Origin of the sequence: Sphingopyxis sp., assembly GCF_050916055.1 — a bacterium.
In the GTDB taxonomy this organism is placed as follows: Bacteria; Pseudomonadota; Alphaproteobacteria; order Sphingomonadales; family Sphingomonadaceae; genus Sphingopyxis.
Window position 1 is genome coordinate 258,882 of record NZ_CP051527.1, and the last position, 24,221, is coordinate 283,102.

The 24,221-nt window shown below is 66.7% G+C and carries 29 protein-coding genes; 6 read left to right on the forward strand and 23 right to left on the reverse strand.

Annotated elements, in window-relative coordinates; translation table 11 throughout:
* Positions 1–3 precede the first annotated feature (3 nt).
* From HEQ22_RS01205 to HEQ22_RS01225, 5 genes are all read right to left on the reverse strand, one after another.
* Positions 4–813 (reverse strand): hypothetical protein, encoded by an 810-nt coding sequence (locus HEQ22_RS01205; protein ID WP_432769382.1) that lies wholly within the window; start codon positions 811–813, stop codon positions 4–6.
* A gap of 66 nt (positions 814–879) precedes the next feature.
* Positions 880–1,851: a 50S ribosomal protein L11 methyltransferase gene (locus HEQ22_RS01210; protein WP_432769383.1), complete on the reverse strand. Its 972-nt coding sequence runs from the start codon at positions 1,849–1,851 to the stop codon at positions 880–882.
* On the reverse strand, positions 1,848–2,759 hold the full coding sequence (bla, locus tag HEQ22_RS01215) for a subclass B3 metallo-beta-lactamase (RefSeq protein ID WP_432769384.1): 912 nt from the start codon (positions 2,757–2,759) through the stop codon (positions 1,848–1,850). Before bla ends, HEQ22_RS01210 begins: the two co-directional genes overlap by 4 nt.
* Positions 2,749–3,456, reverse strand: coding sequence for an SDR family NAD(P)-dependent oxidoreductase (locus HEQ22_RS01220; protein ID WP_432769385.1), 708 nt, complete (start codon positions 3,454–3,456; stop codon positions 2,749–2,751). The genes bla and HEQ22_RS01220 overlap by 11 nt, the downstream gene beginning before the upstream one ends.
* Positions 3,457–3,511: 55 nt before the next feature.
* Entirely contained in the window at positions 3,512–4,864 is a 1,353-nt protein-coding gene (locus HEQ22_RS01225) for a methyl-accepting chemotaxis protein (RefSeq protein WP_432769386.1), read from the reverse strand.
* 221 nt (positions 4,865–5,085) lie between these two features.
* Between HEQ22_RS01225 and ald the strand changes: the two genes are divergently transcribed.
* Complete coding sequence (gene ald, locus HEQ22_RS01230) at positions 5,086–6,201, forward strand: alanine dehydrogenase (protein WP_432769387.1); 1,116 nt, start codon at positions 5,086–5,088, stop codon at positions 6,199–6,201.
* A 21-nt stretch (positions 6,202–6,222) separates the two neighbouring features.
* Positions 6,223–6,462 (forward strand): hypothetical protein, encoded by a 240-nt coding sequence (locus HEQ22_RS01235; protein WP_432769388.1) that lies wholly within the window; start codon positions 6,223–6,225, stop codon positions 6,460–6,462.
* Between the two features lie 44 nt (positions 6,463–6,506).
* On the opposite strand, the gene HEQ22_RS01240 is transcribed toward HEQ22_RS01235, so the two are convergent.
* Positions 6,507–7,931, reverse strand: coding sequence for a tetratricopeptide repeat protein (locus HEQ22_RS01240; protein ID WP_432769389.1), 1,425 nt, complete (start codon positions 7,929–7,931; stop codon positions 6,507–6,509).
* 173 nt (positions 7,932–8,104) lie between these two features.
* Between HEQ22_RS01240 and sdhC the strand changes: the two genes are divergently transcribed.
* Genes sdhC through sdhA form a run of 3 tightly spaced genes read left to right on the forward strand, consistent with a single transcriptional unit; the run spans position 8,105 to position 10,756 of the window.
* Positions 8,105–8,548: a succinate dehydrogenase, cytochrome b556 subunit gene (sdhC, locus tag HEQ22_RS01245; RefSeq protein WP_432769390.1), complete on the forward strand. Its 444-nt coding sequence runs from the start codon at positions 8,105–8,107 to the stop codon at positions 8,546–8,548.
* Positions 8,548–8,952 carry a succinate dehydrogenase, hydrophobic membrane anchor protein gene (gene sdhD / locus HEQ22_RS01250; RefSeq protein WP_432769391.1) on the forward strand — a complete coding sequence of 135 codons (405 nt, stop codon included), beginning with the start codon at positions 8,548–8,550 and terminating at the stop codon, positions 8,950–8,952. Before sdhC ends, sdhD begins: the two co-directional genes overlap by 1 nt.
* Position 8,953: 1 nt before the next feature.
* Positions 8,954–10,756, forward strand: coding sequence for a succinate dehydrogenase flavoprotein subunit (gene sdhA, locus HEQ22_RS01255; RefSeq protein WP_432769392.1), 1,803 nt, complete (start codon positions 8,954–8,956; stop codon positions 10,754–10,756).
* 116 nt (positions 10,757–10,872) lie between these two features.
* Here the strand turns inward: sdhA and HEQ22_RS01260 are convergent, their stop codons facing one another.
* The 6 genes from HEQ22_RS01260 to leuC all read right to left on the reverse strand — a co-directional run bounded on the left by HEQ22_RS01260 (position 10,873) and on the right by leuC (position 14,843).
* On the reverse strand, positions 10,873–11,154 hold the full coding sequence (locus tag HEQ22_RS01260; RefSeq protein WP_432769393.1) for a type II toxin-antitoxin system RelE/ParE family toxin: 282 nt from the start codon (positions 11,152–11,154) through the stop codon (positions 10,873–10,875).
* Positions 11,151–11,405 (reverse strand): type II toxin-antitoxin system ParD family antitoxin, encoded by a 255-nt coding sequence (locus HEQ22_RS01265; protein ID WP_432769394.1) that lies wholly within the window; start codon positions 11,403–11,405, stop codon positions 11,151–11,153. Before HEQ22_RS01265 ends, HEQ22_RS01260 begins: the two co-directional genes overlap by 4 nt.
* A gap of 32 nt (positions 11,406–11,437) precedes the next feature.
* Positions 11,438–11,725 (reverse strand): hypothetical protein, encoded by a 288-nt coding sequence (locus tag HEQ22_RS01270; protein WP_432769395.1) that lies wholly within the window; start codon positions 11,723–11,725, stop codon positions 11,438–11,440.
* An 81-nt stretch (positions 11,726–11,806) separates the two neighbouring features.
* Entirely contained in the window at positions 11,807–12,802 is a 996-nt protein-coding gene (locus HEQ22_RS01275; protein WP_432769396.1) for an NADPH:quinone oxidoreductase family protein, read from the reverse strand.
* 20 nt (positions 12,803–12,822) lie between these two features.
* Positions 12,823–13,416: a 3-isopropylmalate dehydratase small subunit gene (gene leuD, locus HEQ22_RS01280; RefSeq protein ID WP_432769397.1), complete on the reverse strand. Its 594-nt coding sequence runs from the start codon at positions 13,414–13,416 to the stop codon at positions 12,823–12,825.
* The gene (leuC, locus tag HEQ22_RS01285; protein ID WP_432769398.1) at positions 13,413–14,843 is read right to left on the reverse strand and encodes a 3-isopropylmalate dehydratase large subunit; all 1,431 of its coding nucleotides are present in this window, start codon (positions 14,841–14,843) and stop codon (positions 13,413–13,415) included. The genes leuD and leuC overlap by 4 nt, the downstream gene beginning before the upstream one ends.
* 186 nt (positions 14,844–15,029) lie before the next feature.
* On the opposite strand from leuC, the gene HEQ22_RS01290 reads away from it, so the two are divergent.
* Positions 15,030–15,548 carry a sterol desaturase family protein gene (locus HEQ22_RS01290; protein WP_432769399.1) on the forward strand — a complete coding sequence of 173 codons (519 nt, stop codon included), beginning with the start codon at positions 15,030–15,032 and terminating at the stop codon, positions 15,546–15,548.
* 112 nt (positions 15,549–15,660) lie between these two features.
* Here the strand turns inward: HEQ22_RS01290 and HEQ22_RS01295 are convergent, their stop codons facing one another.
* The 11 genes from HEQ22_RS01295 to HEQ22_RS01345 all read right to left on the reverse strand — a co-directional run bounded on the left by HEQ22_RS01295 (position 15,661) and on the right by HEQ22_RS01345 (position 24,206).
* Positions 15,661–16,344: a glutathione S-transferase family protein gene (locus tag HEQ22_RS01295; RefSeq protein ID WP_432769400.1), complete on the reverse strand. Its 684-nt coding sequence runs from the start codon at positions 16,342–16,344 to the stop codon at positions 15,661–15,663.
* Positions 16,332–17,309: an NAD-dependent epimerase/dehydratase family protein gene (locus HEQ22_RS01300; RefSeq protein ID WP_432769401.1), complete on the reverse strand. Its 978-nt coding sequence runs from the start codon at positions 17,307–17,309 to the stop codon at positions 16,332–16,334. The genes HEQ22_RS01295 and HEQ22_RS01300 overlap by 13 nt, the downstream gene beginning before the upstream one ends.
* A gap of 29 nt (positions 17,310–17,338) precedes the next feature.
* Complete coding sequence (locus tag HEQ22_RS01305; RefSeq protein ID WP_432769402.1) at positions 17,339–18,604, reverse strand: serine hydrolase domain-containing protein; 1,266 nt, start codon at positions 18,602–18,604, stop codon at positions 17,339–17,341.
* Positions 18,605–18,695: 91 nt separating this feature from the next.
* A complete protein-coding gene (locus HEQ22_RS01310; protein WP_432769403.1) occupies positions 18,696–19,136 on the reverse strand; it encodes a hypothetical protein in 441 nt (146 codons plus the stop codon).
* A 1-nt stretch (position 19,137) separates the two neighbouring features.
* Positions 19,138–19,773: a CoA transferase subunit B gene (locus HEQ22_RS01315; protein WP_432769404.1), complete on the reverse strand. Its 636-nt coding sequence runs from the start codon at positions 19,771–19,773 to the stop codon at positions 19,138–19,140.
* On the reverse strand, positions 19,770–20,654 hold the full coding sequence (locus HEQ22_RS01320) for an HAD family acid phosphatase (protein ID WP_432769405.1): 885 nt from the start codon (positions 20,652–20,654) through the stop codon (positions 19,770–19,772). The genes HEQ22_RS01315 and HEQ22_RS01320 overlap by 4 nt, the downstream gene beginning before the upstream one ends.
* Positions 20,654–20,983, reverse strand: coding sequence for a DUF5076 domain-containing protein (locus tag HEQ22_RS01325; RefSeq protein ID WP_432769406.1), 330 nt, complete (start codon positions 20,981–20,983; stop codon positions 20,654–20,656). The genes HEQ22_RS01320 and HEQ22_RS01325 overlap by 1 nt, the downstream gene beginning before the upstream one ends.
* The gene (locus HEQ22_RS01330) at positions 20,980–21,687 is read right to left on the reverse strand and encodes a CoA transferase subunit A (RefSeq protein WP_432769407.1); all 708 of its coding nucleotides are present in this window, start codon (positions 21,685–21,687) and stop codon (positions 20,980–20,982) included. Before HEQ22_RS01330 ends, HEQ22_RS01325 begins: the two co-directional genes overlap by 4 nt.
* Positions 21,684–22,337, reverse strand: coding sequence for an HAD-IA family hydrolase (locus HEQ22_RS01335; protein ID WP_432769408.1), 654 nt, complete (start codon positions 22,335–22,337; stop codon positions 21,684–21,686). Before HEQ22_RS01335 ends, HEQ22_RS01330 begins: the two co-directional genes overlap by 4 nt.
* Positions 22,334–23,437: a DUF2855 family protein gene (locus HEQ22_RS01340; RefSeq protein WP_432769409.1), complete on the reverse strand. Its 1,104-nt coding sequence runs from the start codon at positions 23,435–23,437 to the stop codon at positions 22,334–22,336. Before HEQ22_RS01340 ends, HEQ22_RS01335 begins: the two co-directional genes overlap by 4 nt.
* 79 nt (positions 23,438–23,516) lie before the next feature.
* Positions 23,517–24,206: a VIT1/CCC1 transporter family protein gene (locus tag HEQ22_RS01345; RefSeq protein ID WP_432769410.1), complete on the reverse strand. Its 690-nt coding sequence runs from the start codon at positions 24,204–24,206 to the stop codon at positions 23,517–23,519.
* Positions 24,207–24,221: the final 15 nt, after the last annotated feature.

Below are 24,221 nucleotides of genomic sequence, written 5' to 3' on the forward strand. Positions count from 1 at the left end.
GCGTCAGTTCCGGTCCTGGCGGACCGCCCCGACAAGCTGGCGGCGGTGCTGGAACGCCTCGCGATCGGGCGGAACGCTGTAGACGCCGCGCAGCAGCGCGCTGTCGCGGTCCGACAGGTCGCGGCGCCCGGTTTCGGCCGCGAACAATTCCATGATCGAATCGCGCGGCGGCGGCGGGCTGTCCCTGATTTCGGCGAGCGCCACCATGGCGGCGTAGGAGGCGACCGCGTCGAGCGGGGTGCCGTCGGCTTTTTCGACATCGACGATCACCAGCGCGGTGCGCAGCGCGCGCACGACCTGGGTGCCGACGACGCTGCTGTTATAGTGTTTCACGATGCCTTGGTTGGCCGGCATCCCGTCGCGCGTCTCGATGCGCACATTGTACCACCAGCGGATCGGCCCGTCGCCGTCCAGCACGCGTTCGCGCTCGGGGCGCGGCAGCTCTGCGAGCAGATCGGGCGCCTTGGCGAGCATCGCGCGGGCCAGGCCGGCGCCGTCGGCGGTGAAGACGACCGCGATATTGGCCGAACAGCCGGCCTTCGCCACCGGTGCTCCCGCCGCCGCCGCGACCTCGCGGATGCGGGTATCGACGATCGCGGCGACGTCGGCCTCGACGCCAATGGTGCGCGGGCAGACCGGCACGATCCACCGCGCGACGGGTTCGAGCCGCGCGACCCCGGCGCGGCGGACGAAGTCGGCGGCGCGCCGCCGCTCTTCGCGCTCGGCCTCGCGGCTCCCCGTCACGACGATCGCGTCGGGATCGTCGGCGGTCGGCGCGGCGGCAAGCAGGGCGATGGCGGCGAACAGGCTCATGGCAGTTTCAATCCCGTGGTGGGATGCCGATCGTATCAAATCGCCGCGCGATTTCCAGCTTTTGATTTACCAGCTGCCGAACGACGCGTCCGCCGGGTCGGCTCGGTGAAAGGCGCGTTCTTTGCGTCGCCACCCGTAACGCCGCCGCTTGACCAGCAGCAGGCACGGCCATTCGGCGCTGCCCCCGCGGGCGGTCAGGCGAAACCCCTGCGCGCGATAGGCCGCGATCACCGGCTCCATCTGGCGCGCGATCAGGCCGGCGAGGATGATGCGTCCGCCGGGCCCGGTGATGCTGGCGATGTCGGGCGCAAGCGTGATCAGCGGCCCGGCAAGGATGTTCGCGATGACGAGGTCATAGGGCGCGCGGTGGCGGATCGCCGGATGGTCGGTTCCCGCAGCGACCGCCAGCGCCAACCGTCCGCCACCCCGGCCTAACGGGACGCCGTTGATCGCCGCATTGTCGCGGGTCACAAAAATGCTCGCGGGGTCGATGTCCGATGCAATCGTCCGCGCGCGCGGCCACAGCGCCATCGCCGCAAAGGCGAGCAGCCCGGTGCCGGTGCCGATGTCGGCGATATTGCGCGGCACGACGCCCTGCCGCGCCAGCCGGTCGAGCATCGCGAGGCAGCCTGCGGTCGTGTCGTGGCCGCCGGTGCCGAACGCCTGGCTCGCGTCGATCAGGAACGGCACCGTCCCCGCCGGTACGCGGTCCGCGTGGCTCGTCGTGTGGACGAAAAAGCGCCCCGCCTGCACCGGCTCCAGCCCTTGCTGACTCAGCGTCAGCCAGTCTTGCTCGGGCAGTTCCGCGACCTGCGGCTCCTTGCCCTTCGCGCTCGGCACCAGCGACTGGAGCGCTTTCAGCAGCGCGCGGCCGGGTTTGTCGTCGACATAGGCGTCGAGCTGCCACCGCCCGGCATCCTCGTCGATCTCGCGCGTCACCACCACCGGCGGCGGCGCGAGCGCGTCGAGTTCGGGCACCTCGCCGGACAGCGCCTCGGCCTCGTCGCGGGTGCAGGGCAGCGACACGATCCAGCTCATGGCGCCGCTGCCGCCTCTTTGGCGAGCCGCGCATCGAGGCGCGCCGACGCGTCGGCGGCATAGGCGCGGCACTGGTCGGGGCCAGCCAGCGGCGCGGTACCCGCGAACCGCGCGAACAGGTTGCTCGCGCTCGGATGCGGGGTGATCAGGATGTCGCAGGGCAGCGCCGCCACCTTGGCAGACGTCGCGCGCATCATCGCGACATAGTCGGGATGGTCGCGGAACCGGTAATCGTCAGCCGACACTGCGCTCAGGCTGTCGACATAGGCGATGGTGCGGCAATCGTCGCCTTCGCACGACCGCCACGTCCAGCTCGTGCTACCCGGGGTGTGGCCAGGCGTCGCGTGAAGCGTCAGTTGCAGGCCGGCAATCCGCACCGTCTGTCCGTCGCGCAGCGCCGCGTCCGCCACGACAACCCCATTGAAAGGCTCGATCGCGCCGCGCTGCGGATCGCGCGCCTCGGGCTCGCCGCTGCGCAGCTGGGCTGCCGCGGCAGCGCTTGCAAAGACCGGCGCGCCGGTTGCGAGCTGGAGCGCGGCGAGCCCGCCGACATGATCGTGATGTTCGTGGCTGGCCAGCAGCACGCCAATGTCGGCGGGGTCGAACCCGAGCGCGCGGATGTTGGAGAGGATATGCGGCGCCGCTTCGGCGGTCGCGGCGTCGATCAGCACCAGCCCGCCCGGCGCGTCGATCAGCAGCGCGGTGATGCCGCAGGTGCCGACATAATAGGTGTTGCCGTGGATCTTCGCCGGCGGCGCGGGGTCGCTCCAGCCGTCGCGGCCGGCGCAGGCGGCGGCGAGCGCCTGGCCCGTCGGCGCGGTGGCGGCGGGGCCGGGGACGGGCGGGGCCGCCTGCGGCGCGCAGCCGGCCAGCGCGAGCGCGGCAAGGATCGCGGCCTTAGCGGACATAGCTGGCCCCGTTGACGTCGAGCACCGCGCCGGTCATCGACGCGGGCGCCTGCATCGCGCACCAGCGCGCCATTTCGCCAACTTCGTCCGGCATTGCGACGCGGCCGAGCGGGATATCGGCGAGCAATTTGTCGCCGCCGCGGCTCGCCAGATACTCGTCGGCCATGCCGGTCATCGTGAAGCCCGGACAGATGGCAAAGGCAAGAATGCGGTCGCGGGCATAGGCGCGCGCGATCGTCTTGGTCATCGCGACCATGCCCGCCTTCGACGCCGCATAATGCCAGTGCGCCGGGCTGTCGCCGCGATAGGCAGCGCGGCTCGCGACATTGACGATGCGGCCGCCGACCTGTTCCCCGGCGGCTCCGCGTTCCTGCCAGTGGCGCACCGCATGGCGGCACAGCGCCGCGCTGGCGGTGAGATTGACCTGCAAGGTGCGGTTCCAGCCATCGAGCCAGGCGGCATCGTCGGCGTCCAGCGGGTTCGCCTCGAAAATCCCGGCGTTGTTGATCAGCACATCGACGCGGCCGTCGAGCCGGTCGAGGCTCGCCTGCCACAGGCGATCGGGAACCGCGGGGTCGGCGAGGTCGCCATCGGCGCTCGACAGCGCGACGAGCTTCGTCGCATCGGTGGCAAGCGCGGCGGCGATCGCCGCGCCGATACCGCGGCTCGCGCCGGTGATCAGGATATGGGTCTGCATCGCCCCGCCTTAAGAGCGCGACCCGACCTTGCCAAGCGTGCCGACGGTATGTCGTTCAGGCGACGCGGCGACTGAACTCGCTCGCGGCTTTTTCCAGCGATTGCAGCCGCTCGCCCATCTTGGCGAACTCTTCGGACAAGGTGCTGATCTCGCCCGCGACCATGCCCGAATCGTTGCGGATGCTCGCGATCGTCGACGACATCGAATCGGCGGCGAGTGCGGTTTCATCGACCGCGGCGGTGATCGAGGTGACCGTCTGCGCCTGCGCGTCCATCGCGTCGCGGATACGCTCGGCCGAGCGCTGCACTTCGTCGATCGTCGCCTGGATCGACTGGTTGGCGCTCACCGAACCCTTGGTCGCCTGCTGGATCGCGGTGATCTTGCCGGCGATGTCGTCGGTCGCGCGGGCGGTTTCGTTGGCGAGGCTTTTCACCTCCTGCGCGACCACGGCAAAGCCGCGGCCCGATTCGCCGGCGCGCGCCGCTTCGATCGTGGCGTTGAGCGCGAGCAGGTTGGTCTGGCCCGCGATCTCGCGGATCAGGCCCAAAATGGATTCGATCGATTCGGCGTGGTGCGACAGCGCTTCGGACATCGCGACGGCTTCGCCCGCCTGTTCCGACGCGCGCGTCGCGACCGTGGCCGATGCTTCGACCTCGCTGCGCGCATCCTCGATCGCACGGATCAGCCCGGCGGCGGTCGAGGCGGCTTCGCGCATCGCCATCGCCGACTGTTCGGACGCCGCGGCGACTTCGCTCGTCTTGGCGATCATGCCCTTGGCGGCCTGATCGGCCGATGCCGCCTGCGCCGCGAGTTGCTGGCGCACCCCGTCGGTTTCCTGGACCAGCGACGCGATCGAATGGTCGAAATCGCCGGCGAGCGCCTGGCGTTCGCTCGATCGCGCGGCGCGGTCGAGCTTTTCGTCATAGGCGAGCATGATGTCCATCTCGAGGATCGCCAGCCGGTTGATCGCGGCGGCCAGCCGGACCAGCCGGTCGGTGTCGCCGGCACAGGCCTCGACGACATACTCTATCGTCAGCCGCTGGCTTTCCGCGATGCACGACAGCACCGACGCCAGCGACACGCCGACGCGCAGCGCCATATGGGTGTTCTGGCACGCGATCGTCGCGGCCTCCTGTCCGGCCGCGTCGGCATATTTGACCGCCATATGCTTGGCGCTGCCCGCGACATAGGCGGAAAACAGGTCGCCCTCGACCTTGCGGGTGTTGTTCGGCAGCGCGTTGAACGCGTCCCAATAAGCGCGGCCCATCTCCGCCTCGCGCCCGGCGACGATGGTGTGGATTTCGGCGGCGTCGGCGGCGAGCCGCCCGTCGAGGTCGTAGAAGGGGAAACGATCGGCCATCAGCACCGGATCGATCTGCTGCTTATGAATCGGATTATCCTTCACCATGATCCTGTTTCCCCTGGACGATCCTCTGCGATGCGCGGGTCTCGGCCCGCATCATCGGTAAAATGCGTAACCGGGCTATGCCGCGTCGATGGTAAAGGCGCCGTTAACCAGCACGCGCAAAAATCGCGTCGCAAGCCGGCACGAGGCGCTATACAGGGGCAGCCGGAAGCGACTAATGGTTTCCGCTGAAACCAGTTGGCCCAAAGCCAGGAGAGCATGAAGTGATCATCGGCACCCCCAAGGAAATCAAGAATCACGAATATCGGGTCGGCCTGACCCCCGAAAGCGCGCGCGAACTCGCGGCGCACGGCCACCGCGTGCTGGTGCAGACCGGGGCGGGCGAGGGGATCGGGGCGCACGATCGCTATTATGTCGAGGCGGGGGCCGAGATCGTCGCGACGGCGCAGGACATCTTCGCGCAGTGCGACATGGTGGTGAAGGTCAAGGAACCGCAGCCGGTCGAGCGCGCGATGCTGCGCGAAGGGCAGATCCTCTACACCTATCTCCATCTCGCCCCCGATCCCGACCAGACCCGCGACCTGATGGCATCGGGCGCGGTGTGCATCGCCTATGAAACCGTCACCAGCCCGCACGGCGGCCTGCCGCTCTTGAAGCCGATGAGCCAGGTCGCGGGCCGCATGTCGATCCAGGCTGGCGCGACCGCACTCGAAAAGGCCCATGGCGGCCGCGGCGTGCTGCTCGGCGGCGTCCCCGGGGTCGCGCCGGGCAAGGTCACCGTGATCGGCGGCGGCGTCGTCGGCTTCAACGCGGCGCAAATGGCGGCCGGACTCGGTGCCGACGTCACCATCCTCGACCGCGATCCCGAAGTCCTCGAACGCGTCGGCACCTTCTTTGAATCGCGCGCCAAGACCCGCTTCTCGAACCGCGCCAACCTCGCCGAATGCGTCGCCGAGGCCGATCTAGTGATCGGCGCGGTGCTGATCCCCGGCGCCGAAGCGCCCAAGCTCGTGACGCGCGAGATGCTCGGGACGATGCAGGCGGGTTCGGTGCTCGTCGATGTCGCGATCGACCAGGGCGGCTGTTTCGAGACCAGCCACGCGACGACCCACGCCGACCCAACCTATGTCGTCGACGGCATCGTCCATTATGCGGTCGCCAACATGCCCGGCGCGGTTGCGCGCACCAGCACCTATGCGCTGAACAACGTCACGTTGCCGCACGCGCTGCGCATCGCCGACCTCGGCTGGAAGGAAGCGCTGCGGCGCGACGTGCATCTTTCGCACGGGCTGAACGTTTGGAATGGAAAGGTGACGTTCGAGGCGGTAGCCGAAGCGATCGGAACCGACTATGCGCCTGTCGAGCAGGCGCTCGCCTGACCCGAAGGACCAGACCAGACGATGACCGATTACACCGACCCCGCCGTGCCGCAGGACGAGCAGGAAGAAAATGAGGTGCTCCGCGCCGCGCGCGAGCGTCGCCAGCAACAGGAAGCCGCCGAAGCAACCGCAGCCGCCGACCGCGACGCGGCGAAGGGCGATAAGAAGGGCTTCGGCTGGAAAACGGCGGCCGGGATCGGGGTCGGCTCGGCGGCGGTGCTGGCCGCGCTGCTCTACGCCAACCGCGACAAGATCCGCTAGGCGTCGTTCGGGGGCGGACCGTATATTCGTCCGGGCAGCATAGCTCAGGCCTTGCTGCGCAGATGCTCCGAAATCCACCACGCCACGAAGCTGCTATAGGAAGGCCAGAGGTTCAGTCCCGGCCTTGCGTGTCGGACGGCAACGTCGGGGTCGCCCCAGGCATCGCGGTCGATGGCATAGATACGCCGGTCTTTCTTCCAATAGCAGTACCACGCGCCTTGGGGATCGCGATAATCGGTCTTTTCCTCGCTTCCCGCGATCGCGATGAAATCGGGGTGCAGTCCGAAGTCGTCGGATAGCAATCGCGTCCAGGCTTCCATTGTGATCGACGCACCACGCATCGGATCGCACAGCGACAGATGGGTGCGATCGTTGCAGATGCAGTCCATCCGGTATGTGCGCATCAGGTCGAGCGTTTCCGGGTCTCCCGTCCAGCCGAGGTCGCGCAGTGCGCCGGAAACCTTGCCGCGATCCTTGGCGGGCCGTGCGGCATCGACCACTTCGCCTTCAAAATCCGTCTGATGCCGCAAGTGGAGATCGATGAAACGCCGCGCCGCCGACACGTCCCCGATAAGTCCCGTGTCGCGATCGGCCATCGGCTCGGCCGCAGCGATCACGCCCGCAAAGCGATCGGGCGACTTCGTCGTTTGCGGCATCGAACCGACAGCGGCGCTATGCGGCCAGCTATGCCGGTAGCTCCCCTCCCAGCCGATGCGGTTCAGGATCGCCGCAAAGATATGATCGACGATCAAATCATTGTCGTCGTAACCGTCCAGCAGATCGGAGTCCGGATTTCTCGCCGTGCGCGACGCGAACATCTTCGCATGCGCGCCCAGCATCGCGTCGGTCGATTCATAGCCGCCGGTCAGGGCCTTTACGTAGACGGCGAACTCTTCCAGCCGGTATTTGGGGTGCCGTTTTCGCGTCCATTCGTCGGCGCTTGCCTGCCAGGCGTCCCGATCGAAATCGCGCAAATCGAGGCAGTAGCTGAGTAGCGCGTCCTTGAACCACGGCTCATACCCGGGTTCGAATGCCTCGGCACGCCGCAAGTCCTCCACCTCGACCCCGAGCAGACAGGCCGCGCATTTGGCGCATTCGATGCCGCGGTATGACGGTCGCGGCAGGTCGTGGTCGGCGCAGGCATCGACCAGCCTTTGATGCCGCTCGAGCGTCCGGCGCAAATAGGTTTCGGCCCGCGGCCCATCGCCCTGTCCCCAATAGAGATTGGCGAGCGCAAAATAGTACCGGACCTGACTGGATATATTCCATATCGCCAGATCGACTTGGCCCTCGCGAAGCTGCCGCTCGACGAACGCGACGAAGTCGACGCCGCCATAGGCGGGTTCGGGTTTTTCCAGAAAATCATGATACATGCCGAGCAGGTGATCGATACGGCTGATCCGGGCGTGCGAACCACGGCGCCGGGATGACGAGGCCCTGTTGCGCTTGAAGAGATCGAACAGCCCCATGCAGGATGGCTAACCCAGTCCTGCGACCGTTGCAATTGTCCCCGACCCCTGACCGCGCTGGGGCGGCAGCGCGCGCAAATAGTTGTGCCGCTGCCCCCTAAGCAATTGCATATCGCGCCCGCGGCGCTAAACCGGCGCCCATCGACCGCACAGAGTCAAAAAACGGGGCTGATATGGCTGGCAACGAACCGAGCGCAAGGCCGCTCTCGCCGCACCTGCAGGTGTATAAATGGGGGCCGGCGATGACGGTCTCGATCCTCCACCGCGCCAGTGGCGACGGGCTGGCGATCGTCGGCGCGCTGATGTTCCTGTGGTGGCTCGGCGCGATCGCCGGCGGCCCTGATGCCTATGCGGCGTTCGTCGCCTGCGTGTGGCACGATCCCAATCCCGACGCCGGCACCTTCCACATGGTCACCAACCTGTTGGGCAAGATCGTCCTCGTCGGGCTGACCTGGGCCTTTTTCCAGCATCTGTTCTCCGGCTTGCGGCACCTCGTGCTCGATACCGGTGCGGGGTATGAGCTGAAAACGAACAAGCTGTGGTCGACCGTCGTCATCGTCGCCGGCGTGCTCGCGACCGCCGCGACCTGGCTCTATATTCTGGCGGAGGCACTCTGATGGGCAGCGGCACGCGTCTGGGCAAGGTTCGCGGCCTTGGGTCGTCGGGGCATGGTTCGCAGCACTGGTTGCAGCAGCGGCTGACCGCGCTCGGCAACGTCCTGCTCGTCACCTGGTTCGTCGTTTCGCTCGTCCGGCTGCCGCTCGGCGATCATGGCGCGGTGGCGCGCTGGGCATCGAACCCGACGGTCGCGCTCGCGCTGATCCTGATGGTGGTCAGCGTCTTCTGGCACCTCCGGCTCGGGCTGCAGGTGCTGATCGAGGACTATGTGCACGGCGAGGCGGCGCGGCTGCTGGCGCTCGTGCTGCTCAACTTCTATGCGATCGGCGGCGCCGCTTACGGCATTTTCGCCATCGTGCGGATCGTGTTGGCGCCCGTCGCGCCCGGCCCGGGGGGCATGTAAGATGACCGACGCCTACAAGATCATCGACTATGTTTACGACACCGTCGTCGTCGGCGCCGGCGGATCGGGTTTGCGCGCGACGATGGGCAGCGCCGAAGCGGGGCTGAAGACCGCGTGCATCACCAAGGTGTTCCCGACGCGCAGCCACACCGTCGCGGCGCAGGGCGGCATCGCCGCCAGCCTTGGCAACAATAGCCCCGACCATTGGCAGTGGCACATGTACGACACCGTCAAGGGTTCCGACTGGCTCGGCGACCAGGACGCGATCGAATATATGGTGCGCGAGGCGCCCGCCGCGGTCTATGAACTCGAACACGCCGGCGTGCCGTTCAGCCGCAACGCCGACGGCACCATCTATCAGCGCCCGTTCGGCGGCCATATGCAGAATATGGGCGAAGGCCCGCCGGTCCAGCGCACCGCCGCCGCCGCCGACCGCACCGGCCACGCGATGCTCCACGCGCTCTATCAGCAGTCGCTGAAATATGACGCCGACTTCTTCGTCGAATATTTCGCGCTCGACCTGATCATGGAAAACGGCGCCTGCCGCGGCGTGATCGCTTTGTGCATGGACGACGGCAGCATCCATCGCTTCCGCAGCCAGGCCGTCGTGCTCGCGACCGGCGGTTATGGCCGCTGTTATTTCACCGCGACCTCGGCGCACACCTGCACCGGCGATGGCGGCGGCATGGTGCTGCGCGCCGGCCTGCCTTTGCAGGACATGGAATTCGTCCAGTTCCACCCGACCGGCATCTACGGCGCCGGGGTTCTGATCACCGAAGGCGCGCGCGGCGAGGGCGGCTATCTCACCAACTCCGAAGGCGAGCGCTTCATGGAACGCTACGCCCCGTCGGCGAAGGACCTCGCCTCGCGCGACGTCGTCTCGCGTTCGATGGCGCTCGAAATTCGCGAAGGCCGCGGCGTCGGTCCGCACAAGGACCATATCTTCCTGCACCTCGACCATATCGATCCCGCGGTGCTCGCCGAGCGGCTGCCCGGCATCACCGAGAGCGGCAAGATTTTCGCCGGGGTCGACCTGACGCGCCAGCCGCTGCCGGTGGTGCCGACGGTGCATTACAATATGGGCGGCATCCCCTGTAACTATCATGGCGAGGTCGTGACGCTCGGCAAGGACGGCCCCGACACCGTCGTCCCCGGCCTGTTCGCGGTCGGCGAGGCCGCGTGCGTGTCGGTCCACGGCGCGAACCGCCTCGGCTCGAACAGCCTGATCGACCTCGTTGTCTTCGGCCGTGCGACCGGGCACCGGCTGCGCGACATCGTCAAGCCCGGCGCGGCGCAGGCGCCGCTGCCGACCGACAGCGCCGATCTCGCGCTCGGCCGGCTCGACCATTTCCGCCACGCGGCAGGCGGCTCGCCGACCGCCGAGGTCCGGCTGGAAATGCAGCGCGCCATGTCGGCGCACGCCGCGGTGTTCCGCACCGACGAGCTGATGGCCGAAGGCAAGGACAAGCTCGCCAAGACCTATGCCCGCATGGCCGACATCGGCGTCACCGACCGCAGCCTGATCTGGAACACCGACCTGATCGAGACGCTCGAGCTCGACAATCTGATCGCGCAGGCGACGGTGACGATGCATTCGGCGTATAACCGCAAAGAAAGCCGCGGCGCCCACGCGCACGAGGATTTCCCGAACCGCGACGACGCCAACTGGATGAAACATTCGATCAGCTGGTTCGACGGCTGGGGCGGCAAGGGCGGCGGCGTAAAGCTCGATTACCGCCCGGTCCACGAATATACGCTGTCCGACGACGTCGAATATATCAAGCCGAAGGCGCGCGTTTATTGAATTTCCGGCTGATTGAATCGCAGATTTAGGTGATTTGAAGCTTCATTTTGAACGATGCTCCAACGGGCTGCGTTGCGTCGAAGAAATACAATCAATCCGCCGAGAGATAACTACAATCAAGTCGCGTCGGGAATATCCATCCGCTCGTGCAGGATGCGAATAACCCAAATCTCGTCTTCGGTCGGCTTGGCAAAAATGCACAGATGATGACCTGACCGAATTTTCCATTCGTTGCCGATCGGCTGCACGATCCGTAACCCTGCGGCCGCCTTCGTCAAATCGTCCTCGATTTGGCCGACATAGTGATCGGCCTGATCGACGCCCCAACGGTCGGCCGTGTAAAGCCAGATATCGGCAATGTCGCGCCGCGCCGCGGGCGGCAGCAGATAGCGGGTCACGCCGCGCCTTTGTAATTGGAACGCATTTCCTTCAGGAATTCGTCGAAATCAAAGGGCTCGGGCGGACCGCTGTCGATGCCTTCCTGAATCGCTGCGCGCAGCGCCTGCAACTTCACATCGTCGGCGATATACCGCCGCATGGCCTCGCGCACGACTTCGCTGGTCGATCCGAACTCGCCGGACTCCACCTTCTGGCGCGCAAACTGGATGAAGGGTTCGCCGAGAGCGACCGAGGTGTTCTTGATAGCCATGGAACGGCGTTACCAAAATTTGGTAACGACGTCTAGAACCACGCTTCGATCGGGTTGATCGCGGAAAACGGCTGGTCGACGTCCTGACCCATCAGCCACAATTTCTGGCAGGCGACCGAAAAGAACATCAGCGCGATCGTCCAGACGATGATCGTCTTGATCACCTGCCAGCGGCGCGCTTCATACGCCGCTTGCGCGCGCGCGCGGTGGTCGATGCCCAGTTCGCCCTCGAATTCGGCGACCAGCTGCGCACGCCGGGTGCGTGAAATATTACCGATGCTCGCGGCATGGTCCTCACGGGTCGAACGGCGAATCGCCATTTCAGATACCTTGCGCCCAAATAATCGAGCGACCATCCGTAGGGACCAGCCCCTGACAAAGGGTTAACCCGGCGCGATAGCTCAGACGGTGACGACCAGCTTGCCGACCGCGCTGCGATCGCCCAGCTTGGCGATCGCCTTGCCGCCGTCGGCCAGCGCGAAGCTTTCGGTGACGCGCGGCTTGATCTGCCCCTGCTCCCACAGCTGGAACAATCGCGCGATGTTGGCGCGGTTGCGCACCGGTTCGCGTGCGACGAAGGCGCCCCAGAATACGCCCGCAACGTCGCAGCTCTTGAGCAACGTGAGGTTGAGCGGCAACCGCGGGATGCCCGCGGGGAAACCGACGACGAGGTAGCGGCCTTCCCACGCGATCGAGCGCAGCGCCGGTTCGGCATAGTCGCCGCCCACCGCGTCATAAATCACATTGGCGCCGCCCGGCCCGACCGCCGCCTTGAACTTTTCGGCGAGCGCCTTCGACGCATCCTTGTCGAACGGCTGATAGCCATAGACGACGACCTCGTCGGCGCCGGCCTGGCGCGCGATTTCGGCCTTCGCCTCGCTCGACACCCCGGCGACGACGCGCGCGCCGAATGCCTTGCCAAGCTCGACCGCAGCGATCCCGACCCCGCCCGAGGCGCCGAGCACGAGCAGGGTGTCGCCCTGCTTGATATGCCCGCGATCGACGAGCGCGTGGATGCTGGTGCCATAGGTCATCAGCAGCGAAGCACCCTCGGCGAAATCATGGGCTTCGGGAAGGTGGTAGACATTGTGGACGCCGACCGCGACCGCTTCGGACATGCCGCCATTGCCGCAGCCGGCGAGCACCCGGTCGCCAACCTTGAAATCGGTCACATCCTCGCCGACCTCGGCGACCAGCCCCGCGACTTCGCCGCCGGGAGCGAAGGGGCGTTCGGGTTTGAACTGATATTTATCCTCGATAATCAGCACATCGGGGAAATTGACCGCGCAGGCCTTCACATCGATCACAATCTGGCCCTTGCCGGCGGTCGGGCGCGGCAGCTCGCCGATCGTCAGCGTTTCAGGGCCGCCGGTTGCAGTCGACAATAGGGCCTTCATGCGTCTCTCCTCTGTGATTATCAAAAGACCGCGGGGGTCAGCCAGGGCTGCGTCGCCGCGATCTTCTGTTCATGCGCGGCGATTGCCGCATCGCTTTTTTCGGTCAGCGCAATCTCGTCGAGCCCGCCGAGCAGGCACATCTTGCGGAACGGGTCGATCTCGAACGCGAACCGGTCCTGAAACGGCGTTGTCACCGTCTGGGTGTCGAGATCGACGTGGACCGGATCGGTCGCCGCAACCTCTATCAGCCGGTCGATCGCCGCCTGCGGCAGTACGACGGGCAGGATGCCGTTCTTGACCGCATTGCCCGAAAAAATGTCGGAATAAGAGGGCGCGATGACGACGCGGATGCCAAGATCGCCGAGCGCCCAGGCGGCATGCTCGCGGCTCGACCCACAGCCGAAATTGTCGCCCGCGATCAGGATCGGCGCGCGGCTGTATTCGGGGCGGTCGAACAGGTTGTCGGGGTCGGCGCGCAACGTTTCGAACGCCCCCTTGCCCATCCCCTCGCGCGTGATGCCCTTCAGCCAGTGCGCGGGGATGATAACGTCGGTATCGACGTTCTTCAGCCCAAGCGGAATCGCGCGGCCTTCGACCTTGTCGAGCGGGGTCATCCCATCAACTCCCGCACATCGGTAAGCCTACCGGTCACCGCCGCTGCCGCCGCCATCGCGGGCGACACGAGGTGCGTGCGCGCACCCGGACCCTGGCGGCCGACGAAATTGCGGTTGCTGGTCGAGGCGCAGCGTTCGCCTGCCGGCACCTTATCGGGGTTCATCGCCAGGCACGCCGAACAGCCGGGCTCGCGCCATTCCATCCCGGCGTCGATGAAGATGCGGTCGAGCCCTTCGGCCTCGGCCTGCGCTTTCACCAGCCCCGATCCGGGGACGACGATCGCCCATTTGACGCCCGGCGCCATCTTGCGGCCTTTCAGCACCGCGGCGGCGGCACGCATATCCTCGATCCGGCTGTTGGTGCAGCTGCCGATGAAGATATTCTCGACCGCCACGTCCTGCATCCGCATGCCGGGGGTAAGCCCCATATAGGCGAGCGATTTTGCCGCGGCGGCCTGTTTCGACGGGTCGGCAAAGCTGGCGGGGTCGGGGACGATGCCGGTGATCGGCACGACATCCTCGGGGCTGGTGCCCCAGGTCACGCTCGGCGCGATGTCGCCGGCGTCGATGACGACGACCTTGTCGTAAGTCGCTCCCGCATCGGTGGTCAGGGTCTTCCAGTAAGCGACCGCGGCGTCCCAGTCGGCGCCCTTCGGCGCATAGGGGCGGCCCTCGATATAGGCGAAGGTCGTCGCGTCGGGCGCGATCAACCCGGCGCGCGCGCCGCCCTCGATCGCCATGTTGCTGACCGTCAGCCGGCCTTCGATGCTCAGCGCACGGATCGCGCTGCCGGTATATTCGATGACATGGCCGGTGCCGCCTGCGGCGCCGATGGTGCCGGTGATGTGGAGGATGATGTCCTTCGCCGACACGCCGGGACCGACTTCGCCCTCGACGCGCACTTCCATCGTTTCCGACGGCTGGAGCAGCAGGGTCTGGGTCGCGAGCACATGTTCGACTTCGCTCGTTCCGATACCGAAGGCGAGCGCGCCGATGCCGCCGTGGCAGGCAGTGTGGCTGTCGCCGCAGACGATCGTCGCGCCGGGCAGCGAAAACCCCTGTTCGGGGCCGACGACATGGACGATGCCCTGCTCGGCCGCGACCGCGTCGATGTAGCGGATGCCAAAGGCGGGGGCGTTGGCCTCCAGCGCCGCGAGCTGCGCCGCGCTTTCGGCGTCGGCGATCGGCAGGCGGTTGCCCGCCGCGTCCTTGCGCGCCGTCGTCGGCACATTGTGATCGGGCACCGCCAGCGTCAGGTCGGGGCGGCGCACGGTGCGGCCGCTGGCGCGCAGCCCGTCGAACGCCTGCGGGCTGGTGACTTCGTGGACGAGGTGGCGATCGATGAAGATCAGGGCGGTGCCATCGGGGCGCTGTTCGACGACATGCGCGTCCCAGATTTTCTCATACAGGGTGCGGGGGCGAGTCATGCGGTTCACTTAAGCCGATGGAATAACAATGCAAGCGAGTGGCGATCAAAAACGCAATTTTCGGTCGTCGAAGACACGTCGCCCCCGCGCAGGCGGGGGCCGCTTGCGGTTTGCACTGCAACGCCGCTCCGTACCGACGGCGGCCCCTGCCTTCGCAGGGGCGACGAACTGGTCTATAACGCACTCATGTCCACACTCGCCATCATCGCACTTATTGTCGCCACCGTCGCCGCGATGGAGTTAGTCGCCTGGGCGAGCCACAAATATATCATGCACGGCTTCGGCTGGGCCTGGCACCGCGACCATCACGAGCCGCACGACAAGCTGCTCGAAAAGAACGACCTGTTCGCGATCTTCGGCGCCGCGATGAGCATTTCGGCGTTCGCGGTCGGCAGCCCGCTGATCATGGGCGCCGCGGCGTGGGAACCGGCGACGTGGATCGGGCTCGGCATATTGTTCTACGGCATCATCTACACGCTGGTCCACGACGGGCTGGTCCATCAGCGCTATTTCCGCTGGGTGCCGCGGCGCGGCTATGCCAAGCGGCTGGTGCAGGCGCACAAGCTCCACCACGCGACGATCGGCAAGGACGGCGGGGTCAGCTTCGGCTTCGTGCTGGCGCGCGACCCGGCAAAGTTGAAGGCCGAGCTGAAGGTACAGCGCGAGGCCGGGATTGCGGTGGTGCGCGAGGCGCTGGTCGATTGAATCGAACCTAAACCCGTTTGTCCTGAGCTTGTCGAAGGACCGTTCTTCCTTGCGACGTTCAAAGAAAAGGGCGGCCCTTCGACAAGCTCAGGGCAAACGGTGTTTTTTGAAGCTATAAACCCGTCCGATAATCGGCGGTAATTACCCCCGCCGCCGCCAGCTCCGCCTCATGGCTTTCCTCGCGCCAGCTTTCGGCAAGCGCCTGCCGTTCCCAGTCGAGCATCGCCGGATGCGCGAGCATATGGTCGACCCACGCCTGCCCGGCGCCGACGTCGAGGCCATAGGTGCGGATGCGGAAGGCGACGGGGGCGAAGAAGGCGTCCACCGCCGAGAAATCCGCGCCCGCGAGCCACGGGCCGCCGAAGCGCGCCAGCCCTTGCTCGAACAGTTCGCTAAGGCGCATGACATTGGCCTTGAGCGCATCGGACGGGGGCTTCGGCGTCACGCGCACCCCGACGTTCATTGTGCAATCGTTCCGCAGCGCCGCAAAGCCGCTGTGCATTTCGCACGCCGCGCACTGCGCCCATGCGCGCGCGTCGGGGTCGGCCGGCCACACGCCGTCGTGGCGGTCGGCGAGATAGAGCGCGATGCCGAGCGAGTCGTAGATGACGCGGCCTTCGTCAAGCAGCGCCGGGACCTGACCGGTGGGCGAGAAGCTGCGGAATGCGTCATAATTGACCGGCTTTGCGAAGGGCTCGATCCGGTCCTTAAATTCGATGTCCAATCCGCGCATCAGCATCCACGGCCGCAGCGACCAGCTCGAATAATTGCGGTTGGCGGTGATCAGTTCGTACATGTCGCGCGCTCCCGGGCCACGATCGGCGATGTATAGCCGGCGTCGTGCGCAAAGGGCAGGGCGCTACCGTCCCGGAGCGCTGCGAGCACACGGCCGAAATCGGTTTGCGCGCGCCAGCCGAAGCGGCGTTCGGCGCGCGACGGGTCGTAGACGCGGTCGATCGTCGCCGGCAGTACCCAGCCTCGCGCCGCGTACAGCGCCGCCGCATCGGGAAAATGCCGCGCGATCACCGCGCGCGCGTCGCGGGCCAGTTCGTCGGCCTCGTCGCGCGCAAAGGGCGGCGGCGCCGAGAGGATGAAGGTGTCGCAGCCGATTGCGGGTGCGGCTTCGAGCGCCGCGAGATGCGCCGCGGCGGCATCCTCGACCGTCAGGCGGCGGTGGAGCAGTTCGTTGGCCTTCAGATTCTCGCCGCTCGGGACGGCATGCGTGTCGTCGTCCTCGGGAAAGAAGCGCCCGGTGCGCAGGATCAGCACGGCGATGCCATGCTCGCGGTGGACCAGCCGGCACGCTTGCTCGGCGGCGAGCTTGGTGATGCCATAGATGTTGCGCGGCTCGAGCGGACCGAATTCCTCGTCCATCCACCACGCGCCCGCTTCGCCCGCGCCGGCGCGAACGTCGGCGCGCACCATCAGCGAGGTGGTCGAGGTGAACAGGAAACGGTCGTTTCCCGCCGCGACCGCCGCCTCGATCAGATTGAGCGTACCGCTGACATTGACATCGACGAACGCCTGCCGCGGGTATCGCGCGATGTCGGGTTTGTGCAGCGCGCCGCCATGGATCACCGCGTCGATGCCATGCTCGCCCATCGTCCGCTCGACCAGCGCGCGGTCGGCGACGGTGCCGATCACGTCGGTATACGCGCCCGGCACGACGTCGAACCCGGTCACCTCGTGGCCGTGCTCCCCCAGCAATGGCGCCAGATGACGTCCCAGCCACCCCGACGACCCGGTCAGCAAAACGCGCATGCAAGTCTCCTTTTGCGCGTGACGCGCTGTTATCCCTTTGGCGCCACCGCGCCCGTCTGCGCCGCTGCACTGCGCGGTGCCGGCGGCAGTTCGCCCATGTCGAGCCAGCGCGCGTCGTCGCGCTTGTAATAGCTGTCGATCGCCGCGAACGGGACCCGGAACGGGAATCCCCAGTCGCTGTTCCACATCGCCACGACCCCGGTCCGCGTCGCCGGTTCGAAGATCATCGTCGCGCGATAGCCCGAAACCGCGCCCGAATGCCCCTCGAGCCGGCGGCCCTTGTAGGTGAAGCTTCGCCAGCCGAGCCCATAGGCGGCGTCGCCCGTCGCCTGCCGCAAGCTTCCGCCATAGAGCCTTCCGGTGCCGACGCGCGGGCGATGCGCCTGCTCCAGGACCGGGTCCGGCAGCACATCGGGGCGCGCGCCCATCATCGCGCGCATCCAGGTGGCGAAATCGACGATGTCGCTTTCGACCCCCGCCGCGGCCGGCACGCGCCAATAGGCCTGCTTCAGCGGCAGCACACGCGCGCCGCGATGCGGCTTCGCCCAGTCGGCGGCACTCGTCAGCCGCTTCATCCCGTACCCCGCGCTGACCATGCCGAGCGGCAGGAAGAATCGCTCGACGACGGTATCGGCAAACGACTTGTTCGCGGCGGCGGCAAGGATCTCGCTCGCGGCATCGAAGGCGATATTCTGATAGGTGTGACAGGTGCCGGGGTCGCATTGCAGCGGCGCCCCCGCCAGGCTGGCGCGCAGCGACGCCGGATTCTGCCCATCCTCCAGCCGCTCGTCATAGGCGTTTTTGGTGAGGCCGGTCCGTTGCGCCAGCAGATCGCCAAAGCTGAGCTGCGCCTCGGCCCCGCCCGGCAGACGGAGCGAAGTGCCGCCGCCGCCGACCGGACGGTCCAGATCGACGCTGCCGTCCGCGGCCATCGCGGCGGCGAGGGCGCCGGTCGCGGTCTTCGATACCGAGGCCCAGCGGAACAAGGTGTGCGGGGTCACCGGCGATCCCGTCGCGCTGTCGGCGACGCCATAGGTGCGCACGAATCGCAACTCGCCGTCCTCGACCACCGCCACCGCCAGCCCCGCCATTTCGGGCCGCGCCGCCAGGTCGGACAATTGCTGGTCGAGCGCGCGATAGTCGATTCGCCCGCGCCATTCGCCGGGCGTGTCGGGCAGGTTCTCGGGCGCCTTGATCGGGATCGGGATGCTGGCCAGCGTGTGGCTGCCGCCAAAGGCATGCAGGCCGAACCAGCCCGCGAACCCGAGCGCGGCCGCTGCGATCAGGACCGTCAAAGCACGCGGCAGGGACTTTTGTTTAGACTGCGACCTCATATATGGCGGCCGTCTTAGCCGCCACTTCTACCGCCGTCACCCCCGCAGGACATCACGGCGCGAGATGGCGCCACGCCTTCAGCGTGCCGATGGCGTAAACTGCGCCAAAGACAAAAACGATCAGCGACGACCAGATGGCGAAACTGTCGCTGTGTTGCGGCCGCCACAGGTGGAGCGGGACGAACATCAGGCCGCGCAGCAGATAGATGGCAGTGATCGTCACCAATCCGGTCCGCAGCAGAATCAGGCGCGGCAACTGCCCGGCACCCGAAAAGGCATAGGCGGCCCAGATCAGCAAGACGGCGCTGATGGCAAGGGTCACGAGCGTCGGCGTCCACTCACCCCGTGCCGCGGCGCGCGCCATCGCTTCGCCGGCGCCGAAGAAACGATACCAGTCCGGCCCGCCGAAAATACACGCGATGTGGAGCAGCGCTGCCGCCACCGACAGCCACCCGCCGACAATCAGCCAAGCGGTGCCGGGATTGGCGGCCACATTAGACAATATAATGCGCCGTCGTCTTGGCCGCGACGTCATCCGCCGTCACCCCCGGCGCGAGTTCGATCAGCCGGAACGGGCTGTCATGATCGTCGCGCCTGAACACCGCGAGGTCGGTGATGATCATGTCGACGACATTCTTGCCGGTCAGCGGCAGCGTGCATTCGGGAATGAACTTCGGGCTGCCGTCCTTGGCGTTGTGTTCCATCACGACGATGATCTTTTTGACCCCGGCGACCAGATCCATCGCGCCGCCCATGCCCTTGATCATCTTGCCGGGGATCATCCAGTTGGCGATGTCGCCATTCTCCGCGATTTCCATCGCGCCTAATACGGTCAGGTCGATATGCCCGCCGCGGATCATCGCAAAGCTGTCCGACGACGAAAAATAGGCCGACTGCGGCACTTCGCTGATCGTCTGCTTGCCGGCGTTGATCAGGTCGGCGTCTTCCTCGCCCTCGAGCGGGAAGGGGCCGATGCCGAGCATGCCGTTTTCCGACTGCAATGTGACGGTCATCCCCACGGGGATATGGTTCGCAACCAGCGTCGGGATGCCGATCCCCAGATTGACGTAATAGCCGTCCTGCAGTTCCTGCGCGGCGCGCGCCGCCATCTCATCACGCGTCCAGCTCATTGGCTTGGCTCCCATTTTTTGTCGGAGGGGAAGGCGTCGTCCCAGCCCAGTTTTTCCCACGGGCCATAGACGGGGTTCGGAAACAGGAACCAGCCCTTGTCCCACAGCGTGGCAGCGGCGGGGCTGGTCGCGAGCGCCATGCGCTGCGCGGCCGGCAGGTCCTTGTCGTTAAACTGCTGGCTGAAATCGCCGAGCTGGTCGCCGGCGAGCATGATGACGCAATATTTTGCCGCGATCGTCGCGCGGCGTCCGTCCTTGCTCGACCCGCCGGCATCGTCGCCCATCAGGAACAGCGTCTCGCCATGCTTGAAATCGCCAAGCCCCGCGGCGCGCAGCGTGCCCTCGCTGCCCTTGGCATTGGCGGCACTGCGGTTGGTGTTGGCGATCACGGTGATCCCCGCGGCGCGCAGCTTGCCGAGCATTTCGACCGTGCCCGGCATCGCGGCGGCCTTGCCGGCGCCGGTCTTTTCCCACGCGTCCCAGATTTTCGGGTCGAACGCGATGCCCTGCTCGGCGAAATAGCGCATCGGCCCCAGGTTCCAGATCAGCGTCTCGTCGGCGTCGAACACCGCCGCGAAAGGTTTGTCGCCGCACGGCTCGAACGCCGGGGCGTCCATGGTGGCGCCGGGCGCAAGCACGACGCTGTCCTTCGGACGCTGCTTGATCCGTGCGACGCCATAATCGGCGATGCGCGCATTTGTCGCGCGGACGGCGATGGCGGCCTCGGGCGAGCCATAGAGATATTGCAGCGCCACCGGCGGCTTGGCGGCTTCGGCGGGGGTAGCGATAGGTGGCGGGGGCGGGGCGGTTGCGACCGGAGCGGAATTGGCGGCGCAGCCTGCCAGCAGCAGGGCAGAAACCGGGATCATATGCGCTTTCATCAGTGCGTTCCCCGCGGGCCGAGCGGGCGGGGCAGGTCGGTCGGGTTGGCGAGTTCGGCGTTCACGCCTTCCATGATCCGCTCGTAGGCCTGCTCTTCGTCGATGTTGACGGCATGCGCATAGGCTTTCGCGCCGTGCCGGATCGCATCGACGACCGCGAGCCCGAACAGCATCGGATCGGCGCCAAGACCGGCCGGATCGATCACGCACAGTACGTTGCCGTTCGACTGCTTCCACATGCGCAGAAACTCTTCGCCGCCTGCCAGCGCCGGGATGCCGCTGACGTCGATCGAACCCTTGTGGCCGATCCCTTTGCGACCGAAGCTCACGCCGCCTCGCGGGCGCGCACCGTGCGGAATTCGATCTTCTTGTCGTACGGCGCGCCGACGATCATCCGCTTCACATAGATGCCCGGCAGGTGGATCGCGTCGGGATCGAGGCTGCCGGTGGGCACGATTTCCTCGACCTCGGCGACGCAGATCTTCGCCGCGGTCGCCATCGGCGCGTTGAAGTTGCGCGCCGTCTTGCGGAAGATGAGGTTGCCGCTCTCGTCGGCCTTCCAGCCCTTGATGATCGCGAGGTCGGCAAAGATGCCGCGCTCGAGGATATAATCCTGCCCGTCGAAATTCTTCACGTCCTTGCCCTCGGCCACCAGCGTGCCGACCCCGGTCTTGGTATAAAATCCGGGGATGCCTGCGCCGCCGGCCCGGCAGCGTTCGGCGAGGGTACCCTGCGGGCAGAATTCGACCTCCAGCTCGCCCGCCAGATATTGCCGCTCGAACTCCTTGTTCTCGCCGACGTAGGACGAGATCATTTTCTTGACCTGCTTCGTGCGCAGCAGCTTACCGAGCCCTTCGCCGTCGATCCCGGCGTTGTTGCTGGCGATGGTCAGGTCCTTCGTCCCCGCATCGCGGATCGCGTCGATCAGCCGTTCGGGGATGCCGCACAGGCCGAACCCGCCGGCGCAGATGTGCATGCCGTCGAAGAGCAGGCCGTCGAGGGCGGCGGCGGCGTCGGGGTAGATTTTCTTCATGGGTGGGAGAACTCCATGTTCAGGGCAGTGCCGAGGTCTTTAAGCGCCTGCTCGCCGCTTGTCACCTTGATGGCGCGCATGCCGAGCTGGGCTGCGGGTTTGCAGTTGATGCCGAGGTCGTCGAGATAGACACACGCCGCGGGTTCGACGCCGAGCGCGTCGCACATCATCCGGTAAATCGCCGGATCGGGCTTGCGCACGCCGACCTTGCTCGATTCGATGACATGGTCGAACCGCGCCAGAATCGCCGCGACCTCGGCCGCCTTGCTGTCGCTCTGCGCCATCCCCGCGCCTTTTCCGCTTGGCACATTGTTGGTGATGCACCCCAGCTTGAACCCTGCGGCTTTCAGCGTATCGAGCGCCGCGACCATCGCCGGGCGCACCGCGCCGGCGAGCACCGCCAGCACTGCCTCGCCCGCCAGTTCATGCCCCAGCGCCCGTGCTTCGGCGGCGAACAGCGCGTCGAAGGCGGCGGCGTCGATTTCGGCGCGCTCGAACTTTGCCCAGGCATTGCCGTCGGGATCGACGGCGTTGACGCGGCGGACGAAGTCGCGCGGCAGCCCGCGCTCGTCCTCCAGCCGGTTGAACGCCTCGAAGGGCGACGACGTGATGACGCCGCCGAAGTCGAAGATGACGGTGGTGACGGTCATGGCTCGACGATCAGCCCGGCCTTGGGGTCGGCCTTACCGGCCAGCATCTCGTGATAGGCGGCGAGGGCGGCGACGGCGCCCGCGCGCCTGTCGATGCGGGCGAGGCGCGGCGCGACCGCCATGAAGTCCAGCCACGCCGCGGCGACCTTTTGCCCAAAGCCGGCGCCGCCCCAGTCGGCGACGCGTTTCTGGATCCGCCCCGGCGCGAAGAAGCCTTGCCGTTCGGGGCCGGGCAGGCCCTCGACATCGGCCTGCGCATCCCAATGCGACTTGCCGACGATGATCGATGCCTGCAGCTGGCTGCCGAAATGGCTGTGGACGACGCGCGTCACCGCGCCATTGCCCGCCATGTCGACCAGCGCGGCGGGAGTGGTGGCGTTGAGCGTCATGATCTGGTCGTAACTGACGACGCGGTCGTAAATTCCTTCGGCCGCCAGCGCCTCGACATTGGCAGCGCTGGTCAGTCCGATCGTTTCGGGGCGGTCGACGCGCTGCGCCAGCGAAAAGCCCAGCCCGATCGCGGTCTTGCTCGACGCGCTGGCGATCAATATCTGCTGGACGCCGTAATCGCCTTCATCCTCGAACTGGTCGGCGATCAGCCAGCCGGTCAGGAACAAGGGACGAAAGACCGGCCAGTAATCATGGTCGGCGGGGCGATATTCGGACAAGGCGGTGATGCGCTGATAGCTGTTGTACACCGGCGGCAGCGCTGTGCGGCGCGGTGTTACATCGGTAAAGCCGCCGGGGCCGATATGGCCGGCCCCCAGCACCGCATCGCTCGCCATCGGATAATAGCCGTAAAAAACCTCGCCCACCGCGATGCCGTCGGCGGCGCTTTCGGTGACGGTCGCGAAACCCCACACCGGCAGGCGGCCGGGCGCGGCGCGCTCGGCGAAGAAATCCCAGTATCCCTGATCGTTTCCGAACAGCCCCGACGGCTTGCCGAACACCGCATAGGTGATGTTGTTCGCGGTCATCGCATAGCTGTCGATCTGCACGCGAACCTCGCCCGGCGCGAGCGGCGCCGGCGGATCGGACACCAGTTCGGCCTGCGTGATATCGTCGCGATCGATGTCGATCGCCCAGCTCTGTCTCTGCATCTGCGGACCCCTCCGATTGATTTGCCCGGCGGTGCGGGATCGCCGACAGACATACAGATGCCGGGCGCTGGCGCAAACTTTAGCCCGCGGCGACCCCGAACAGCGATCCGATCGCCATCGTCGCCGCCATCGCCATCGCACCCCAGAAGGTGACGCGAACGACGGGGCGCAGCACCGGCGCGTTGCCCGCCCAGGCGCCGAGCGCGCCCAGCGCCGCGAGAAAGACCAGCGACGCCGCCGACACGATCCAAGGCAGCGTTGCCCCCGCGAACAGCCACGCCATCAACAGCGGTAGCGCCGCGCCGATTGAGAAGCTCGCCGCCGAAGCGACGGCGGCCTGGATCGGCCGCGCCGCCATCTCGTCGGTCATCCCCAGTTCGTCGCGCAAATGGGTGTCCAGCGCATTGTGCGCGGTCAGCTGCACCGCGACCCGCTCGGCAAGCGCGCGGTCCAGCCCGCGCTGTTGATAGATTTGCGTCAGTTCCTCCAGCTCGAACTCGGGATCGGCGGCAAGGTGGCGCTTTTCCAGTTCGACGTCGGATTTTTCCGCATCGCGCTGCGAACTGACCGACACATATTCGCCCGCCGCCATCGACATCGCGCCCGCGACCAGCCCTGCGGTGCCGGTCAGGAGGATCGACGACTGCGACGCCCCCGCCGCCGCGACCCCCGCGATCAGGCTGGCGGTCGATACGATGCCGTCGTTGGCGCCAAGGATTGCGGCCCGCAGCCAGCCGACGCGGGTGGCGACGTGGGTTTCCTCATGCATCGGCTTTCTGCTTCC

Coding starts and splice junctions, on each gene's coding strand:
- HEQ22_RS01315 (WP_432769404.1), bottom strand. CDS start 19,773: ATGAGCTGGACGCGTGATGAGATGGCGGCGCGCGCCGCGCAGGAACTG.
- HEQ22_RS01235 (WP_432769388.1), top strand. CDS start 6,223: ATGACCGATTACACCGACCCCGCCGTGCCGCAGGACGAGCAGGAAGAA.
- HEQ22_RS01205 (WP_432769382.1), bottom strand. CDS start 813: ATGAGCCTGTTCGCCGCCATCGCCCTGCTTGCCGCCGCGCCGACCGCC.
- HEQ22_RS01240 (WP_432769389.1), bottom strand. CDS start 7,931: ATGGGGCTGTTCGATCTCTTCAAGCGCAACAGGGCCTCGTCATCCCGG.
- sdhD (WP_432769391.1), top strand. CDS start 8,548: ATGGGCAGCGGCACGCGTCTGGGCAAGGTTCGCGGCCTTGGGTCGTCG.
- HEQ22_RS01340 (WP_432769409.1), bottom strand. CDS start 23,437: ATGCAGAGACAGAGCTGGGCGATCGACATCGATCGCGACGATATCACG.
- HEQ22_RS01300 (WP_432769401.1), bottom strand. CDS start 17,309: ATGCGCGTTTTGCTGACCGGGTCGTCGGGGTGGCTGGGACGTCATCTG.
- HEQ22_RS01265 (WP_432769394.1), bottom strand. CDS start 11,405: ATGGCTATCAAGAACACCTCGGTCGCTCTCGGCGAACCCTTCATCCAG.
- HEQ22_RS01290 (WP_432769399.1), top strand. CDS start 15,030: ATGTCCACACTCGCCATCATCGCACTTATTGTCGCCACCGTCGCCGCG.
- HEQ22_RS01345 (WP_432769410.1), bottom strand. CDS start 24,206: ATGCATGAGGAAACCCACGTCGCCACCCGCGTCGGCTGGCTGCGGGCC.
- HEQ22_RS01295 (WP_432769400.1), bottom strand. CDS start 16,344: ATGTACGAACTGATCACCGCCAACCGCAATTATTCGAGCTGGTCGCTG.
- leuC (WP_432769398.1), bottom strand. CDS start 14,843: ATGACTCGCCCCCGCACCCTGTATGAGAAAATCTGGGACGCGCATGTC.
- bla (WP_432769384.1), bottom strand. CDS start 2,759: ATGTCCGCTAAGGCCGCGATCCTTGCCGCGCTCGCGCTGGCCGGCTGC.
- sdhC (WP_432769390.1), top strand. CDS start 8,105: ATGGCTGGCAACGAACCGAGCGCAAGGCCGCTCTCGCCGCACCTGCAG.
- HEQ22_RS01270 (WP_432769395.1), bottom strand. CDS start 11,725: ATGGCGATTCGCCGTTCGACCCGTGAGGACCATGCCGCGAGCATCGGT.
- HEQ22_RS01320 (WP_432769405.1), bottom strand. CDS start 20,654: ATGAAAGCGCATATGATCCCGGTTTCTGCCCTGCTGCTGGCAGGCTGC.
- HEQ22_RS01220 (WP_432769385.1), bottom strand. CDS start 3,456: ATGCAGACCCATATCCTGATCACCGGCGCGAGCCGCGGTATCGGCGCG.
- leuD (WP_432769397.1), bottom strand. CDS start 13,416: ATGACCCCGCTCGACAAGGTCGAAGGCCGCGCGATTCCGCTTGGGCTG.
- HEQ22_RS01335 (WP_432769408.1), bottom strand. CDS start 22,337: ATGACCGTCACCACCGTCATCTTCGACTTCGGCGGCGTCATCACGTCG.
- sdhA (WP_432769392.1), top strand. CDS start 8,954: ATGACCGACGCCTACAAGATCATCGACTATGTTTACGACACCGTCGTC.
- HEQ22_RS01225 (WP_432769386.1), bottom strand. CDS start 4,864: ATGGTGAAGGATAATCCGATTCATAAGCAGCAGATCGATCCGGTGCTG.
- HEQ22_RS01330 (WP_432769407.1), bottom strand. CDS start 21,687: ATGAAGAAAATCTACCCCGACGCCGCCGCCGCCCTCGACGGCCTGCTC.
- HEQ22_RS01210 (WP_432769383.1), bottom strand. CDS start 1,851: ATGAGCTGGATCGTGTCGCTGCCCTGCACCCGCGACGAGGCCGAGGCG.
- HEQ22_RS01275 (WP_432769396.1), bottom strand. CDS start 12,802: ATGAAGGCCCTATTGTCGACTGCAACCGGCGGCCCTGAAACGCTGACG.